18 protein-coding genes are annotated in these 17,848 nt (G+C 32.8%); 11 read left to right on the top strand and 7 right to left on the bottom strand.

Going from position 1 to position 17,848, the window contains the following annotated elements; all coding sequences use genetic code 11:
• Positions 1 to 44: 44 nt before the first annotated feature.
• From EJ01_RS15685 to EJ01_RS15675, 4 genes are all read right to left on the bottom strand, one after another.
• Positions 45 to 305 (bottom strand): hypothetical protein, encoded by a 261-nt coding sequence (locus EJ01_RS15685; RefSeq protein ID WP_048082650.1) that lies wholly within the window; start codon positions 303 to 305, stop codon positions 45 to 47.
• A gap of 411 nt (positions 306 to 716) precedes the next feature.
• Positions 717 to 2,396, bottom strand: a complete 1,680-nt coding sequence (pheT, locus tag EJ01_RS15680) for a phenylalanine--tRNA ligase subunit beta (protein ID WP_048082649.1) — start codon at positions 2,394 to 2,396, stop codon at positions 717 to 719.
• A gap of 862 nt (positions 2,397 to 3,258) precedes the next feature.
• Entirely contained in the window at positions 3,259 to 3,414 is a 156-nt protein-coding gene (locus EJ01_RS17435; RefSeq protein WP_157197657.1) for a hypothetical protein, read from the bottom strand.
• A gap of 342 nt (positions 3,415 to 3,756) precedes the next feature.
• Positions 3,757 to 3,978, bottom strand: coding sequence for a hypothetical protein (locus tag EJ01_RS15675; RefSeq protein WP_048082648.1), 222 nt, complete (start codon positions 3,976 to 3,978; stop codon positions 3,757 to 3,759).
• A 534-nt stretch (positions 3,979 to 4,512) separates the two neighbouring features.
• Here EJ01_RS15675 and EJ01_RS15670 point away from each other — a divergent pair.
• From EJ01_RS15670 to acs, 4 genes are all read left to right on the top strand, one after another.
• Entirely contained in the window at positions 4,513 to 4,998 is a 486-nt protein-coding gene (locus tag EJ01_RS15670) for a RimK/LysX family protein (RefSeq protein ID WP_048082647.1), read from the top strand.
• Positions 4,999 to 5,452: 454 nt separating this feature from the next.
• Positions 5,453 to 7,081, top strand: a complete 1,629-nt coding sequence (gene thsA, locus EJ01_RS15665) for a thermosome subunit alpha (protein WP_048192901.1) — start codon at positions 5,453 to 5,455, stop codon at positions 7,079 to 7,081.
• Positions 7,082 to 7,335: 254 nt separating this feature from the next.
• Positions 7,336 to 7,863: an NUDIX hydrolase gene (locus tag EJ01_RS15660; RefSeq protein WP_048082645.1), complete on the top strand. Its 528-nt coding sequence runs from the start codon at positions 7,336 to 7,338 to the stop codon at positions 7,861 to 7,863.
• Between the two features lie 333 nt (positions 7,864 to 8,196).
• Entirely contained in the window at positions 8,197 to 10,101 is a 1,905-nt protein-coding gene (acs, locus tag EJ01_RS15655; RefSeq protein ID WP_048082644.1) for an acetate--CoA ligase, read from the top strand.
• 1 nt (position 10,102) lies between these two features.
• On the opposite strand, the gene EJ01_RS18020 is transcribed toward acs, so the two are convergent.
• The gene (locus tag EJ01_RS18020) at positions 10,103 to 10,234 is read right to left on the bottom strand and encodes a hypothetical protein (RefSeq protein WP_269221203.1); all 132 of its coding nucleotides are present in this window, start codon (positions 10,232 to 10,234) and stop codon (positions 10,103 to 10,105) included.
• On the opposite strand from EJ01_RS18020, the gene EJ01_RS15650 reads away from it, so the two are divergent.
• Positions 10,215 to 10,727 carry an acetate uptake transporter gene (locus EJ01_RS15650; RefSeq protein ID WP_331275710.1) on the top strand — a complete coding sequence of 171 codons (513 nt, stop codon included), beginning with the start codon at positions 10,215 to 10,217 and terminating at the stop codon, positions 10,725 to 10,727. The genes EJ01_RS18020 and EJ01_RS15650 overlap by 20 nt on opposite strands.
• 430 nt (positions 10,728 to 11,157) lie before the next feature.
• Positions 11,158 to 11,550, top strand: a complete 393-nt coding sequence (locus EJ01_RS15645; RefSeq protein WP_048192900.1) for a hypothetical protein — start codon at positions 11,158 to 11,160, stop codon at positions 11,548 to 11,550.
• A gap of 104 nt (positions 11,551 to 11,654) precedes the next feature.
• Here EJ01_RS15645 and EJ01_RS15640 read toward each other — a convergent pair whose 3' ends face one another.
• The gene (locus EJ01_RS15640; RefSeq protein WP_048082641.1) at positions 11,655 to 12,047 is read right to left on the bottom strand and encodes a tautomerase family protein; all 393 of its coding nucleotides are present in this window, start codon (positions 12,045 to 12,047) and stop codon (positions 11,655 to 11,657) included.
• 243 nt (positions 12,048 to 12,290) lie between these two features.
• Here EJ01_RS15640 and EJ01_RS15635 point away from each other — a divergent pair, with 243 nt between their 5' ends.
• The 5 genes from EJ01_RS15635 (at position 12,291) to dapB (ending at position 17,030) form a co-directional block, all read left to right on the top strand.
• Positions 12,291 to 12,935, top strand: coding sequence for a TetR/AcrR family transcriptional regulator (locus EJ01_RS15635; RefSeq protein ID WP_048082640.1), 645 nt, complete (start codon positions 12,291 to 12,293; stop codon positions 12,933 to 12,935).
• A 155-nt stretch (positions 12,936 to 13,090) separates the two neighbouring features.
• The gene (locus tag EJ01_RS15630; RefSeq protein ID WP_048082639.1) at positions 13,091 to 13,777 is read left to right on the top strand and encodes a DUF169 domain-containing protein; all 687 of its coding nucleotides are present in this window, start codon (positions 13,091 to 13,093) and stop codon (positions 13,775 to 13,777) included.
• 47 nt (positions 13,778 to 13,824) lie between these two features.
• Positions 13,825 to 14,541, top strand: a complete 717-nt coding sequence (locus EJ01_RS15625; protein WP_048082638.1) for a hypothetical protein — start codon at positions 13,825 to 13,827, stop codon at positions 14,539 to 14,541.
• Positions 14,542 to 14,601: 60 nt separating this feature from the next.
• Entirely contained in the window at positions 14,602 to 16,068 is a 1,467-nt protein-coding gene (locus EJ01_RS15620) for an MDR family MFS transporter (protein ID WP_048082637.1), read from the top strand.
• A 143-nt stretch (positions 16,069 to 16,211) separates the two neighbouring features.
• Positions 16,212 to 17,030 (top strand): 4-hydroxy-tetrahydrodipicolinate reductase, encoded by an 819-nt coding sequence (dapB, locus tag EJ01_RS15615; RefSeq protein ID WP_048082636.1) that lies wholly within the window; start codon positions 16,212 to 16,214, stop codon positions 17,028 to 17,030.
• Between the two features lie 397 nt (positions 17,031 to 17,427).
• Here the strand turns inward: dapB and EJ01_RS15610 are convergent, their stop codons facing one another.
• The gene (locus tag EJ01_RS15610) at positions 17,428 to 17,724 is read right to left on the bottom strand and encodes a hypothetical protein (RefSeq protein WP_048082635.1); all 297 of its coding nucleotides are present in this window, start codon (positions 17,722 to 17,724) and stop codon (positions 17,428 to 17,430) included.
• Between the last annotated feature and the right edge of the window lie 124 nt (positions 17,725 to 17,848).

Below are 17,848 nucleotides of genomic sequence, written 5' to 3'. Positions count from 1 at the left end.
TGATTAAAATAATTGGCATAAATTATGACTGAGATTTAAGGTTCTCAGGAAATTTTCATAGAATTTTTACCATAGTAATATTTCAAAACATTGGAATTCAGGGGTATACCCACAGATATCATCTCGTTATTTTCTGGCGAATTGCATGAAATAACTATCTGGTCTCCATTTATATGGATCTGGTTTATCTTACCAAGATTTTTATCGAAAGATTCCCCAACAGTATAAATAAGTTCATCAGTTTCTCTTTTATCTTTGATTACAGGATTTTTCAAAATAATTTTTACCCATTTAGCAAATGTCATCTTATTTGCCTCCAAATATACTATTAATAAATTAACACATAAGAGTATAAAAAGATTACTATTTATGATGAATTAAAATTTTATTAAAGATAAAATAGGGCAGTAGCGTGTTAATGAATTAGAACATATGGACAAAATATCATCATTTAATGATGGATTAGGATTATTTTAATAAATATACATGGATAGTAGTGTTTTTTTTATGAATTAATACATAATGGATAAAAGATTACTGTTTAATGCGAAATTAGGTTTTTGGACTGAAAATAAAATTAAAAAAGTAGCATTTTTTAAATTAAATATAGTATAAGAATACTGTTTATGATGAATTAGAGTTTTTATTGAAAATAAAATAGTAATGTATATTGCATCTAAAAAAAATTAAATAATGAAATTGTTTAAACTCTTTATTTAAAATAATTCAGAGTTTTTAAACATGATTTCAAATGCAATAACTGGGTATTCCAGGTTAAAATTGGTTATAACTTCTGGATGGACTTCTCCAAAGTAACCTGTAACATCAATTTTTTCAGATTTCCAGTTAATACTGCCTTTAACTTTGGCACATCTCCCTTTTATAAAAGAGGGATGGATGTAATTTTCAATATCCATTTCAAGCCCAAGATTTACAAATAACGCTGCTACTGTGGATTTAATTTCTGTAAAGTTTGCAGTAGAATGAGTTATGGCCCCTGCTAACTTTTTATAATCTTGGGTGCATGTTTCACAGGTTTCATCTAAAAATACAACAGTTCCAACTTCAAAAATCTTTTGTGGAAGTTCTTCATGTTTGTTATCTTCTAAAAATTCCATTAATCCCTGTAAGAGGTTCTTTCTTAACATGGTCCTGTCTGTTGATATTGGCTGGGCTACAGTTACACGTTCATCCTCAGCAAGCCTCATGTTTTTATAATGCACTTTTTCACTGGTAAGCATAAGGCTCATTGTTTCAATAAAGCCCATTCCAATTAAAATTTCCCTTAGCACATTATCAAAAGTTTCACCTTTATTTTCCTCTGAGATAGTTGCAATTTCCGGTAGCTCAGACCCTATTTTTTTAAAGCAGTACCCTATAGCAATATTTTCAATAATATCAACTTCATGTAAGATATCTATTCTGTATGCTGGAATTACAGCTTCAACTATGTCTTCACTTTTAATTTCGGCTCCAATTCTAACTTTTCCAAGGAAATCTACTACATTTTCTGCAGTGAGGTCTATTCCAATTTTATTTGAAGCATTGCTAACGCTTACTTCTTTTTTCTTGGGAGTTAAATCAGGTGTTTGAACCTGCCGGTCTTTATAAATTACATTCATGGACTTTAACTTGCCCCCTACCTCGGCAAAAGAAGTCATAATGATGTTAAGGGCATAGTTTACAGCTTTTTCATCAGTTCCAGTAACATCAACAAGGATGTTTTTGGTATTTTCTGTGAGTTTAGTAAGTTCCCCATTGATTATAGGTGGCATTGAAAGTACATCACCGTTAGAATCTACTATAAGGGGATATTTATCGAATTTTTCAAGTAAATGAGCATAATCCTTTCCTTTTTTATGTTCATGCAGTATTTCATTTAAAGTCATTTCTTGAGTACATTCAAGGGGTACAAATGAATCTTTATCTGGATCTGCGGCTTCATAGAAAAAAGGAGGTTTTATAACATCTAAATTGTGAATTCCAATTGCAACTTTTTTTCGGTCCCTTCCTATAACCCAGTGGAGGTCTTCCTGGAATTCCATGACCTGTTTTAAGTTATTTCCACTTAGATCCACTCCTTCCACTATTCCAAAAGCAATGTAGGGCCTTATATCACCTAAATCAGGGTCAACTTCAACATTTATTCCAGAAGGCTCTATTTCATATTCAGGCAGACCTTTTTTCATACCTAAAAATCCTTTAAGTGTCCTGGCAACCCCTTCAACACTTAAATGGTCTGGGCGGTTTGGAAAAAACTCTACTTTAATCTCATTATCATCATAATCTTCTATATCGCTTGAAATCATAGGTAGAAGATCTATTAATTCATCCTTGGGGATTTTCTTTCCTAAAATTTTATAAAGATCATCATACTCAAATGTTATAACTGGCATTCTGTCATCCTCTAATTTACAATAAGTTAAAATCAATTTAAATGATTACTTAATATTCCTTAAAACAATTCACTTTTAGTTCATTTATAACTAATCCAATATATGAATTTTTATAAGTTCTATTATTTAAATAACACTAGACGAATTATATCATATTATTTCCCTATTTTTCTATAAAATTAATCCATAATTATAAGGAATAACTTAAAAAATAAATTGCAGCTACCTTTAAAACTTGTTTGAGTACAAAAGGAAAAATATGATTTGGAGATTATTTTTTATATTTACTTGAAATGGCTGTTTTTTTCTATAATGCGGCATTTAAATTAGTATTCGGGCTAAAATTTAATCTCTGCCCTCAAAATACGTATAATTTTTGTTTAGGGCGATATGTAAATATGATGCGCAATATTATATATATAATTTAATATTTGGAATTATTCACTTTGTTATTAAATGGAAAAAAGTAATTTAAGAAAGAATAGTTTATATAATCCGTTTTTAAACTAGTTATTAGTTTTATAGTTGGATTATTTTTTATAGCGTATTCATGTTATTTGATCACCAGTGTAGTAGATTAAGTCATAAAAAATCATGGGCAGACAAATATCTCAATTACAAATCAAAAAAAAATCTTTACTATATCTTATATTTTGTACTGGCAATCTGCGGAATTATAATTATATACGCAAGTGTTGTATAGTATAATTTCTATTTTTTAGAATAATTAACAGTTGCATTTGTAAAATGCTATTTTACTGATGTTTATTATTTAAATTGAATGGTTTAAAAAATAGTATTAACTAAATTTAAAAAAAAGAAAAAATATGAGGTTTTTTGTAAACCTGTTTAAATATTTTTATTATTCTGTCATATTTTTAATGTCTGCAGCAGCTTTTGCAAGTGAGCATTCGTCGCTGTGGGTTTCACATTTAAAACATACATTTTCAACCAGATTTTTTAGCGAGTTTCCTGCTTCTTCTTTGCTTACTTCTTTTCCACTTATCCATTTAGGCATTTTTAATCACCATTACAATTTAATGCTAGTACAGAATTATATAGTTAACCGTCATTATAATGTACTAACTATATTTTTATATTTTGTCCAGCTCTGTTTTCGCTCTTAAAAAATAGAAAAGATCTACAACTATTTACTAATTTAGGTGTGTGAAACTACTTTAAAAGTTAGAAAACAGATGAATATGAACTTAAAAAACGTTAGATTAAATATAAAAACAAGTAAATCATTCAATTTTTCAAATTTGATTACCACTGTAAATGAAATATTGGGTAAATATCTCTCGTCAAATAATAAACTAAAAGTTTAAAAAAAATAGGTATATTTTCATTTAGTTTTTTTTTATTTGTGATCTTTGGCCATTAACTTTTGAAAATAATTGTAATGATGCTTTATGGATTTACTGTGTATTTTCAGATGGTTTATGACAGCGTTGTTTCCTGCTGGTCCGTGTGTCTTTCTGCGTGAATGCTCTTCTTCTGCAACATGTTGAGCTGCTATTGTTTCAGAAAAGCCTAATGTCGCTAAAATTATGAGTAGGATGGCTCCTATTTTTGTTTTCAAACAACTGCACCTCCACATGTGGTTTTATATAACAAATTTGACATGCCTTTATCTGTAACTAATACAATAAAAAGCTTTCTCCCAATATTGAATAATGTTTAGTTAAAAAATAAAATTGAAGTATAATGTATATTATATGATTATACAAGCTGAATATGATGATGGTTAAATTTATTTTAATTAACACACTGATCAATTAAAATAATCATGGAAGTATATTTCATATAACGTTTAATAATAATTTTAATTTTAAAACAAAGTATATATTAATGATATACTAAGTGTTAAGAGTAGTATATGTTTCCACTAATCAATTAAAATAAAATAATTAAATTTTCATGTTTTTAAGTTTCTGCAGGGTTTATTATTTGGTAAATACATAAATCATATGGGACTCAAGATAAGCTGAAAATTTAATTTAATTCAATTAAACTTACATTAAGTGTAAAGTAAATTCAGCAGATAATAAATTAAATGGAGAGTGTTTAGATAAAAGAGGTAGAAGATTTTAAAAAACAATTATCATTTAATTTAATGGAAAAAGAAGTCATAGAAAAGCTTAAAATTCCTCAGGATGTATTTTTGCCTTTACTTTTTTCAATTAAATTTGGGGGAGATTGGAGCCTTAAAGTAAAATCTACCAATGTAATGGCTATAAAAGAAAAGATCACCCGTTTTGATGAGGAAAAAATGGTAGGTTACACCCTTGAAAATGTATTTTTATTTTTAAATCCTGTGATCTTAAATCAGGAAGGGATAATTTACAGGCTTGAAAAATGTGGAAATAAAAAGGAAAGAGAAATTGTAAAAAGACCATATACGACAACAATTGAGGCCGAATATGCAATAAAAGCTTCACTCAATCCTATGAGTAAAAAAATCATGCTAAAAAAAGTTGAAGGGCCTTTTAAATTTACAGGTTCAAATGCATATGGTGTTTCACATGAAATGGAGCATCTTTTAGAGGATGAAATCAGCGGGGAACCATTCTTTGAATTTGAATACGAAATCGAAGAATAAAATAAGACTATTTAAATTTAAAATAGATAACGATGAACATTTGAGTTAAAAAATGGACGAAATATTAAATATTGTTTAATTCAAAATGTAAAAGAGTCTTTATTTACTGAATAAATTCACATTTTTTTCTTAAATTATAAGCAATTGTTTTAAATCAGTATACGCAAATTATTTATAGAACCTCTAACCCATTGATAAAATACAAAGAATAGAATTCTAAAGGAAATCTCAAATGAGATTTTCTGTGTAACTTTTAAAAATAAAAATTAGAGGTTGAGGAAAATTTCAATCTTATGATTAAAATTTCCTGAACATTCGAAAATTTTTATATAAAAATTTTCGATGCTCACAAAACTGAAAGTTTTGTGGCAGTAAAAATTCTTTGAATTTTTACATGCCCCGAAAACATAGTTTTCGAGGGCCGCAATTTCAAAAAAATTTTGAGGTGATTAATGTGGCACAATTAGGTGGTGGAAACCAACCAATTTTAATATTTCCAGAAGGTACTGACAGATTATTAGGAAGAGACGCTCAAAGAGTAAATATTACTGCAGGGAAACTCCTTGCAGAAACTGTAAGAACTACTTTAGGTCCTAAGGGAATGGACAAAATGCTTGTAGACTCCCTTGGAGATATCGTTGTAACCAACGACGGTGTAACAATCTTAAAAGAAATGGATATTGAACACCCTGCAGCTAAAATGCTTGTAGAAGTTGCAAAAACCCAGGAAGATGAAGTAGGGGACGGAACAACAACAGCAGTAATCATAGCTGGAGAATTACTCAAAAAAGCAGAAGGATTACTCGACCAGGACATACACCCAACTGTTGTCGCTACCGGTTACAGGCAGGCAGCAGAAAAAGCTCAGGAATTATTAAACTTAATTTCATTTGATGCTGATGACCGTGATACTCTCTTGAAAGTTGCAATGACTGCAATGACAGGTAAAGGATCCGAAGCTGCAAGAGAACCACTGGCAGAACTTGTTGTTGACGCTGTAAGACAGGTTGAAGAAGATGGAGAAGTAGACACTGATAACATTAATATTCAGAGGATTTCAGGAGAATCTGTCAACGAATCAATGATAGTAAACGGTGTTGTTGTAGACAAAAGCAGGACTGACCCTGGAATGCCAAAACAGATCGAAGATGCTAAAATAGCACTTGTCAAATACCCAATTGAAGTAAAAGACCTTGAAACTGATGCTAAAATAAGTTTAACAGACCCTGCTCAAATGCAGGCATTCATTGAAAATGAAGAACAAATGATCAAAGATATGGTAGATAAAATAATTGCATCCGGTGCAAATGTTTTATTCTGTCAAAAAGGTATCGATGACCTCGCACAGCACTACCTCACAAGAAACGGTATATATGCAATTAGAAGGGTTAAAAAATCCGACATGAACAGGATCGAAAAAGCAACTGGTGCTAAAGTTGTAACAAACCTCGATGACTTAAAACCAGAAGATTTAGGAGAAGCTGGTCTTGTATACGAAAAGAAAATATTCGATGAAGTTTTAACATTCATAGAAGACTGCAGAGACCCTAAAGCTGTTTCTTTAATACTCAGGGGAAGTACAAAACACGTTGCAGAAGAAATTGAAAGAGCAGTTGAAGACGCAATTGGTGTTGTCGCTTCCACAGTAGAAGATAAAAAGGTTGTTGCTGGTGGAGGAGCTCCTGAAATAGCAATATCCAAAGGGTTAAAAGAATACGCTGATTCAATCAGCGGCAGAGAACAGTTAGCTGTTTCTGCATTTGCAGAAGCTCTAGAAATTGTTCCAAAAACACTCGCTGAAAACGCAGGTTTAGACAGCATCGACGCTCTTGTAGACTTAAGAGCAGCACACGAAAAATCATTCTACATAGGATTAGATGTTTTCGCTGGAGATGTAGTCGACATGTATCAGGCTGGTGTTGTTGAACCACAGAGAGTTAAAAAACAGGCTATACAGTCCGCTGCAGAAGCTACTGAAATGATCCTCCGTATCGATGATGTTATCGCTACCAAAGGTACCGGTGCTGCACCTGATATGGAAGGTATGGGCGGAATGCCTGGTGGAATGCCACCAATGATGTAATAAACATCATTTACTTTTTTTCTTTTTTGAAATTATTGCTTAATCGACTGCTATTTCTAAATTAAATTGATCTATAAATTTTATATATAACTAAATGCGAAATATTATGTGCATTAATGTTAATTTTAAGAAAATTTGTTTTAAAACAGTTTGATTGTACAAATCTTTCTTTATTTAACTTAGTCCAAAAATAAGAGTATTAATATATGTAAATAGAGAATGAATATTATAGCATAAAATATGGGTAAATCAAAATGATAGAGTACGTTTTTGGTCTGGCAGTAAGGGTTTTATTAACTGATGAGAACGGCAAAATTTTGATCATTAAACGTTCCACAAGTTCTAAAACTAACCCTGGAAAATGGGAACTTCCTGGAGGAAAAGTAGATTCAGGTGAATCTTTTGACCAGGCCCTTAGAAGAGAAGTCTACGAAGAAACTAATTTGAAAATTAAGTTAGATCATGTTGTAGGGGTTTGTGAACAGAATTTACCGTTAATAAGGGCTATTCACATTGTAATGTCTGGTGAAATTATAGATGGTTACCTCAATTTAAGCAGTGAACATGAGGGTTATGCCTGGGTATTTTTTGGAGACCTTCACGATTATGAACTGGCAGATTGGCTCAATGACTTTGTGGTTAATCGAAATAAGGCATATAACAATTATGATGAAGAAAATAAAAATACTGCAAGTACTAATAAAACCAGTACTAAAGAAGCTCTAAAACCATGGTTAAATCCAATTAAAGATTCAGTAGATAAAATGCTGGGTAAAAAATAGATTTTTATTTTTGAGTTTATTAAATATTTTATAAAATAGTCTATGGTTACTTTAAAACAGTGTTTTCATTAATTTTAAAATCTATTTCTATTTTTACTTTTAAACACTTTTTAATTAATATTATAACTCCGGTATAATTATTATTTAATTTTAATATTTATCATGATTAATCAATATTTATAATGATTAATAATAGTAAAATATAAATATCAATAAAAACTTATTAATCATCATACTTTGAAAAAACCCTCAAATACTTGTGTTTGGGGGCCCTCGAAAATTATAGAATTTTTTAACATATTTTCGAGTGAAACAAAAAGTGGTGAAAAAAGAATGAGACATGATACAGATGTCCTGCTGAACGAAGAAAGGGTTTTCAAACCAGGCCAAGAAATAATTGATGTACTGCACGTGAAAGACTGGGAATCAGAAATTGAAAAAGGAAAAGATATTGAGAAATACTGGGCAGAAAAGGCAGAACAATTTGTATGGTTTAAAAAGTGGGATAAAGTACTTGATGATAGTAATGAACCGTTCTACAAGTGGTTTGTAAACGGTAAAATCAACATGGCATATAATGCAGTGGATAGATGGATTACTACTGATAAAAGAAACCAGGTTGCAGTTTTATATGTAAATGAAAGAGGACATGAGAAAAAATTAACATATTATGAGCTGTACCGGGAAGTAAACAAATTTGCAAATGCGCTTAAAAATTTAGGTGTTAAAAAAGGAGACGTAGTTTCAACGTATTTACCTATGTGTCCAGAACTAATGGTTGTACTGCTTGCATGTACTAAAATAGGGGCAATACACAGTGTTGTTTATTCTGGATTAAGTGTTGGTGCTTTTGTTGAAAGAATAAATGATTGTAACGCAAAAATTTTGATAACTGCAGACGGGACATTTAGGAGAGGAAAAATCATAGACTTAAAAAGAGTCTCAGATGAAGCGATGCTGCAGTGCCCGACTGTTGAGACTGTAGTTGTTGTAAAACACACTGGAATCCCTATAGAAATGTCTGAGCTAAGTGGAAGAGAAATATTTTACGAAACACTTATTGAAGGAGAACCAGCCGAACTGGAAGCAGAGGAAATGGATGCTGAAGATCCGTTATTTATCCTTTATACTTCAGGAAGTACAGGAAAACCTAAAGGTGTCCTGCATACAACAGCAGGATACATGGTAGGGGTAGCAACAACGCTTAACAATGTATTCAACATTCATGATGGAGATTTATGGTGGTGTACAGGAGATATTGGATGGATTACAGGACACAGTTTTTTACTCTACGGTCCGCTCCTTTTAGGTACAACAACTCTTGTATATGAGGGAGCACCGGATTACCCAAATCCAGGAGCATGGTGGAGTGTTGTTGAAAAATACGGTGTAACAAAACTTTATACCGCTCCAACTGCAATAAGGCACCTTATGAGATTTGGAAGCAAATATCCTAACCTCTACAACCTTTCATCACTAAAAATCCTTGGAACTGTTGGAGAACCAATAAACCCTGAAGCTTGGATGTGGTTTTACAAAAATGTAGGAAAAGAAAAATGCCCTATTATGGATACATGGTGGCAGACTGAGACTGGAATGCATATGATTTCTCCATTACCTATAGCTCCACTTAAACCTGGCTCAGCAACAATGGCATTGCCTGGTATCGATGCGGATGTAGTTGATGATGAGGGAAACCCTGTGCCTGTTGGAAAAGGTGGGCTTTTAGTAATCAAAAAACCGTGGCCGGCAATGTTTAGAACACTTTACAATGATGAAGAGAAATTTATTAACACATACTGGAAAGAAGTTCCAGGATGTGTATACACAGCAGGAGATATAGCAAGGAAAGATGAAGACGGCTACTTCTGGATCCAGGGAAGATCAGATGACGTCTTAAAAATTGCAGGGCACAGAATTGGTACTTCTGAAGTTGAATCTGCATTTGTAAGCCATCCTGCAGTAGTAGAAGCAGCAGTCATAGGTAAATCAGATCCAATAAAAGGAGAAGTAATTAAGGCATTTGTAATATTAAAAGAAGGTTACCAGCTTAAAACCCAGTTAATCGAAGATTTAAGCAGGCACGTTAGATATGAATTAGGTCCTGTAGCTGTTTTAGGACAGATTACACAGGTAGACTCACTCCCAAAAACAAGAAGTGGAAAGATCATGAGAAGAGTTTTAAGGGCAAGAGATCGGGGAGAAGACGTAGGTGATATTTCAACACTTGAAGAATAAATTAATGCAAAAAAGGAGGTGTAAAAATAGTTGAAGATGATTTTGCAACCATAACTATAGATGGGAGGAAGCTTTCAAAACATACTCCTGCAAATCCTGCACCTCTAGGGCTTATAGCATTCGGACTGACCACAGTTCTCCTAAATTTCCATAATGCAGGGTTTTACGAGTTAAACAGCATGATACTTGCTATGGGATTTGCTTATGGGGGAATAGCTCAAATTATTGCAAGTTTAATGGAATATCGAAACGGCAACACATTTGCTATGGTCGCCTTTGGATCTTATGGACTGTTCTGGTGGTCCTTCGTGTTCTTACTTATAATACCAAAACTGAACCTCGGAGCTGCACCGGATGCAGTGTCACTTGCAGCGTATCTGTTCATGTGGGGACTTTTCACCCTGGTAATGTTTGTAGGAACATTGAAAATAAGCCGCGGATTACAGGTTGTATTCCTTAGTTTAGCAATACTATTTTTCCTGCTGTCTGCAGGAGAAATAACAGGGAACTCAATGATAACTTTAATTGCAGGATATGAAGGAATATTTACTGGATTTAGTGCGATATACGTTGGGCTTGCAGAGGTGCTGAATGAACTTTATGGAAAAAAAGTTTTACCAACATAGGTAAAAAAATTTTTTCCTTTTTTTTCATTTATTTATAATCTGTATCCCATATCAAAAAAAGATATTAAATTTGTCCTATGATTTTGAGTTAAATATAATTCAAATTTGAGTTAAGATGAATTTTAAATTTTATTTTTTATTAATATATTTTAATAAAAAGTGTTAATTTGATTTAAACTTTAAAATGGCGTATTTAATTATAAATGGTTATAAAATACTTTTTTAGTTAATATGTAATTAATTACTGCACTAAATTAGTTTATATATCAGTATTACATTTTATTTTAAAATTTAAGTGTTTTACGCCAATATTTTTTTTTTAAAATGTAACGTTTAAATAAGGTGATACTCAATCTTATACCGTGTTCTAAAGTATATGATCGATATACTAAAAAGAATTTGGAAACTTAAATCTCGAAGAGGCGGTAAAATGGAAGATGAAAATGAACTACCTGAGCTCTTAGATACATTTATAACTCTGCTCAGGAGTAAAGAAGTAGAAGATGGTAAAGAAGAGGAATTATTCATAAACAGACTTTTTAACCTCAAAAGAAAAGTCTCAAATGAAATTAGGTACCTTAAAGACGGTGACCCTACCCTTGGCGTTGGTAAAGTGCTGCTTGAAAATATAACAAATGAAATTAAAAAGGAAATTTATTACAACACCATTGCCTTTGCAGAATATAAAGAAGCAGGTGAAGATTTAGTACTTGTTAAAGGAAATGAGAATGCTGTAAAAATTCTCATGCAGCAGGCAGACATGTTAGGCGTTAAGTGGAAAAATATAGATTTCAATGATAGAATGATGGATTCTAGAAATTAATAATTTTAATGTTTATCATTTTACCTTTAAATCAAATTGAATAATTAATGCCTAATAATATAACCTGAAAAAAATAATTGAAAAATAAGATAGTTTAATATAAATTAAACTTTAATTTCAAACCCTAAATCAACTTCATTAGCTGGCTTGCCACCTTTAACTCCCCAATTTTCTAGAGACGGCTCATGTACGACAATTGTGATGTCATTGCCATTTATCCCTGGATTTTGAGCTAAATTATCAGTTATGGCTTTGTAAAGCTCTTTTTTGGCTGCAAGGGATCTTCCCTGGAACATGGTTATTTCAATTAAGGTTACGTTGTCTGTTTTAGTTTCAGGGTATTCAAAGTTGCTTTTATCGAGTTCATATAACCTTTGAAATCTATCATAATCTGGTATTTTAATTGCCTGAACCAGAGCATCATGTACTCCGTCCAGTATGGCTTTTTTATATTCACTAGATTTTCCTTTTAGTATTTCTACTTTTACAAGTGGCATTTTTTTAACATCCGCTCATTATTTTAATTTATAAATTTGTTTTGCCATAAAATGTTATTTTTGAGGGTTTATAAAGTTAACTGCCCTATTCATGAATAAAAGCTGTTTTTAAATAATTGATTTTGTATTGCAGTTTTTATTTTAAACCGAAACCTTTATATGCTCTTAGACTCACAAGTTATATTACTGACTCATGAGTCATTAACATGATTTAGTAGTCATGATAGGTATAGGTGAAATGATATGTCACTTGCAAAATGGAAGGAAAGAGAAAGAGAGCAGCGTCAAAATGATATTATAGATGCTGCTAGAAAGCTGTTAATTGATAGGGACTTTGATGAAGTTTCTATGGATGAAATAGCAAGAGAAGTGGGGCTTGGCAAAAGTACGCTTTACCTTTATTTTAAAAATAAAGAATCGCTGTACTTTGCCATAGTCTTACGTGGTATCCGAATCTGGGATAAAATGATTAAAGAAGGAGTTGAAAAAGGAAACACTGGTTTAGAAAAGTTTATAGCATATGGAAATGCAAACAGGGAGTTTTCTACCGAATACCCTGATTACTTCAGGCTGCTGTACTCCCCCACATCAATTAAAAAGCAGTTTGACATGGAAAAAATGAACAGCAGTGAAGAGTTCCAGGAAGTAAGAGGATTATTTAAAGAAATAATGTCTGTGGGAATAGACTCCATACAAAAAGGTATAGACGACGGTGAAATCAGGCAGGACATAGACCCTGTGGAAGCTGCAATTCTTTTATCTGTGATCTTCAACGGTAAGGTGAACATGGGCGATTGGGCTAAAGAGATGCTTGAAAACAGAGGAATCAATGAAGAGAAATTTAGCAGTGATATAGGGGATTTATTTCTCCACATGTTAAGAAAATAAGGGAAGGAATTAGTTGTATGGGTGAAAGATGCCATAACTTTTTACAAAAAAAAGTTTGGCTGTAGTATAGCTATTTAACTAAAAGAATAAGCCATAAAAAACAAATATTTAAATTTTTGATATATAAGCGTTATTTTAGTAAAGAGGTGTTAAATATGGATTATAATGAATTGGGAAAGAAATTAAATGAACTTTTAAAATTGGAAAATGAACCTGTGGCCATAAAATGGTCTGTAAATGAACCCCAAAATGTTGAAAAGGAAAGCGAAAAATCAAGATTCTGCACAAAACTTACCAAAGCTATGGGAGGGGAAATATTTTATTCTACCCTTGAAGAAGAAGCGTGCATGGGCGGTGCAAGATATTGCGGACTTAAAGATATGAAAGAATACCCTGCAAATGTGCAAAGCGGAGCATTCATGGTCCCAAATGGCCTGTATAAAGATATTGCTGCAGTACAGCGTTCAAGAGAACATGAAACATACATAAATCCCGGGATTTTCAGTGCAGTTGTTTTTGCCCCTTTAAACAGGGCAGAATTTGAGCCAGATGTGATATTCGTGCTCTGCAGCGCAAAACAGGGGATGGAAATACTCCACGCAAATGCATATGACTCAGGAAAACATGGATTGGGCACTGATGCAGTTCCTGTATGCAGTTCAATGGCCGCAACACCATATATGACTGGAAAAGTCACTTACGGGTTCGGAGACGTTGCAGCAAGGAAAAGTATGGATATCAATCAGGAAGACATTATGGTCAGCATTCCTGGAAGCGATCTCTCACGTATAGTTTCCAATTTGGAGGAGATGAGGACTAAAATGTTCTTTAGGGAAGAATAATTCCTTTTTTTTAAAAAATCGTAATTGAAATCTAATGGGGAAAAATCATGATTGAAAACTTAAATATAAAGAAAACACCTAAACAGCTTTTACTTGAGGCTAAAATTGGTACATGGTCTGCAGTGGGTGTTACTATCGCATCAGCTATGTTTCTGGTTGCGCTTGTAGTTACTTTTGTAATATTTCCACTGAATTTTAACTGGCAGGGTATAGAAATTTATGCCCAATCTTACACTCAGCATTACTGGCAGATACTGATGTTTGTGGTTCCATGTTTCCTTATCGCGCCTTTATACCTCATTTTAACTGTAAGCATTCACAGATTCACCCCTGAAGAAAAACAGATATTAAGTCTGCTCGGCATCGTCTTTGCAGTGGTATATCTAGCACAGATCACTGCCAATTACTATTTACAGATGACTGCCATATCCCAGAGTATTTCAACAGGATTACTCGATGGAACTACTCTCTTTGCCTTCGGTAATTTGAATTCTGTCTTCTGGTCCATGGAAGTACTGGGATATACATGGCTGAGCCTGTCTATGATTTTCATTGGACTTCTCTTCAGCGGAGGGAAAATGGAAACAGCAGTAAAGTGGATATTTGTGGTAAATGGTATACTCGGGATTGTAGCAATTATACAAGCAGTTACACACCTGGACTTTGGATTCCCTTTCTCACTTGTTTTGTTCGCGTTTACATTTCCTGCATCAACTGCAATGATAGCGCTGCTTTTTAACAGGCTAAAAAAGACAACAATTTAACCTTTTAGACTGTTGGAATTATTATAAACTATTTTAAAAAAAGAACCTCATGTGATAACTATGAATTATGAAAGCCAGTATGACCTTGCTAAAGATAAAATAATTATGATTATGGCAGGATTGATGGTCGGGCTTCTTGTAGCTGCCTTTGATTATTCAATTATGGCCACAGCTATGCCAAAAGTTATTAACAGTCTGCAGGGCATGGAATATTATGTGTGGCCCTTTACATTTTACATGTTAACATCCACCATTGCAATAATCATTTTTGGCAAACTATCAGATATTTACGGCAGAAAACATGTTTTAATTGCAGGAATTATCATATTTGTCGTAACTTCAGTTATGTGCGGTTTTGCAACCAGCATGCTGGAACTGATTATATTCAGGGGGCTTCAGGGAATTGGAGGAGGAATTTTGATATCACTCCCCTTTATTGTGGTTGGAGAAATTTTCGCTCCAAGGGAAAGGGCCAAATATATGGGAATACTAGCATCAGTATTTGGGCTTGCAGATGTCTTAGGACCCATTCTTGGAGGTGTAATCACAGATAATTTAGGATGGAGAGTGGTGTTTTTTGTAAATGTCCCTGTTGGAATTGCTGCTGTAGCATTGATCCTTTATTCACTTCCAAATTTCAAACTGGATGGTATTAAAAAGGTTATTGACTATACAGGGATCATTACATTTACATTAGCTTTAAGTTCGCTGTTTCTGGCAGTAACACTTGCAGGAGATCTAAATAAATACCCATTAGTTGAGATAGCTGGAATTCTTGTATTTTCTGGAATTATGTTTATACTGTTCGTCCTGGCTGAAGGAAAGGCTTTAGAACCTGTTTTACCGCTGCGCCTCTTTAAAAATTCAATATTTACTGTATCTGCAGTAGAAAGCTTTTTAGCAAGTGCACTGATGTTCAGCGGGATAATTTACGTTCCTTTATTTGCACAGGGTGTTTTGGGAATGAGCGCTACAAACGCAGGGTTCCTAATGATCCCCATGTCATTATGCCTTACAATGGCATCAATAATTACTGGACAAGTCATATCTGTGACAGGAAAATATAAAAATCTTGTAATTGCTGAATTTATTATAACTGGAATAGGGGTTGTGCTTCTTGCTACAATGAATGCCAGTACGTCTCCCTACCAACTGGTTGCATATTCAACAATTCTGGGTATTGGTTCAGGAATGGCATATAACATATTCAACGTGGCGGTGCAGAACGCATTTACACTACGGGATATAGGTATTGTAACAGCTTCAATGCGGTTTTTCAGGAACATAGGCACTATAATATTTGTTCCCGTATTTGGGTTTATAATGAATTTTACTCTAGAAATTACAGTTACTCTGGGCAAAACTCAATCTTTAGTACTTTCTATACAGAATATTTTCCTTGCAGCCATAGTGCTGGCATTTGTGGGGTTGATTACTGCGTTCTTACTTAAAGAAATACCTTTAAGTGGAGATGCACCTGTAACCCAAGAAGAAGTTTCTGGGGAGTGTATAGAAAAAGTAAAATAACTTTTAATGTTTATATGAATCTTAAAATATCGGAAATCACTTAAATACAACAGGATAAATGTTAAATTTATAATTAAAAAGTAAAAATACTGAATGAAAATGAAGAAAAATTTCATTTAATCAGGTTAACTAGAGGTAATAATATGATTAAAGTGGCTCTAACAGGCGCAGGCGGGAGAATAAGTTCTAAAATAGTTAAAGCAGTACTTGAACAGGAAGATATGGAACTGGCGGCAGCTATAGGGTCGTTAGATACTTCACTTGAAGGAAAGGACATAGGTGAGATAATAGGTGCAGGAAATATAGGTGTTCCAGTAAACGGCGCCCAAAAGCTCGCTGAAGTTTTAAATGAAAAGAAACCTGATGTCCTTATTGATTTTACCAGAGCTGATGCATCTGTGGGTACAATTAAAACTTCAGCAGAGTGCGGAGTTAATGTGATTGTAGGTACAACTGGATTTTCAGATGAACAAATGGCATCCATAAAAAAATCCATAAGAGAAAATAAGGTTAATGCAGTTATTTCTCCAAATATGGCGGTAGGTGTGAACGTGTTCTTTAAAATCATCGAAGATCTTGCCAAAATCTTAGAAGACTTTGACATTGAAATAATGGAAGCCCACCACAAGCATAAAGTTGATGCACCTTCAGGAACTGCTGTTAAAGCCTATGAAATCATAGCTGATGCTCTTGGTGGAAATAAAGATGAAGCTTGTGTACATGGCAGGCATGGAATGGTAGGTAAACGAAGAGAAGGAGAAATAGGGATGCATGCTGTCCGCGGTGGAGATATTATTGGAGACCATACTGTGCTTTTTGCAGGCGAAGGAGAACGAATTGAAGTTGTTCACAGGGCACAGAGCAGGCAGGCGTTTGTATCTGGGGTGATTAAAGCAGTGCGCTATGTTGTTATGACTTCAAAGGAAATTAGTGATATGGGAGATGTTTTAGGTATAAAATAAAATTTAATATGTTTATTTTTTATTTCAATATTTCATTAAAATATTGCTTTGATGAGAAAAATAGCCTAAATTTTAAATAAAATCTCTTATTTAATCTTTTATAATATATAAATGAGCATTATTTATTTAAATTTATTAAAAATATTTTTTATAAAATTCATCTTCTTTTTTTAACTTAATTCGATTTTAAAAATGTAAAAAGTACTAATGATTGGAGATTATTTAATGTGTTAGTCGCCCATCAATATTTTTTAAAAGTTTAAAATCTTATCTTTATAAAATTAGTATTATGGGCACCTACAAAAGTAAGTGTCCACGATTGTTTAATGTGTTAATGGACAAATATTGGAATATTTTAATTTAAAATGGGTAAATACACATATAAAATGGAGTTTCTTTAATTTCCATTGACTATTTCATCTCCCACTTTCTCAAAATACTCCAAAAATTCATTTTTCTTAGATCTGATGGATTCTAAAGTTAAATCAGGAGCAGGGTTAATCTTGAAAAAAACATTTATAGTATCCTGATTACTGCTACTTTTTTCAATATATGCGTTGTCTTTTAATTCGCTTAATTTTTCGTTTATGGGAGTTATGTAATTAAATAATAAACCAGATCCTCTAAAATTCCATATATAATTTTCAATATCTGCTACTTCTTTTAACTTAAATACACTTTTATCACATTTCATAGTTTCTCACTATATTATACTATATTCCACCAATTACTTCTAACTATCGTTTTTTAGTGCTTATCATGAGTTAATAAGGTTTAATCATACAAATATTACTTTTTAAAAGCTTTAATGCAAAGTT

This window comes from Methanobacterium veterum, from assembly GCF_000745485.1.
In the GTDB taxonomy this organism is placed as follows: domain Archaea; phylum Methanobacteriota; class Methanobacteria; order Methanobacteriales; family Methanobacteriaceae; genus Methanobacterium_D; species Methanobacterium_D veterum.
Note: the sequence above shows the minus strand (reverse complement) of the source record. Positions and strands in the feature narration are given on the sequence as shown.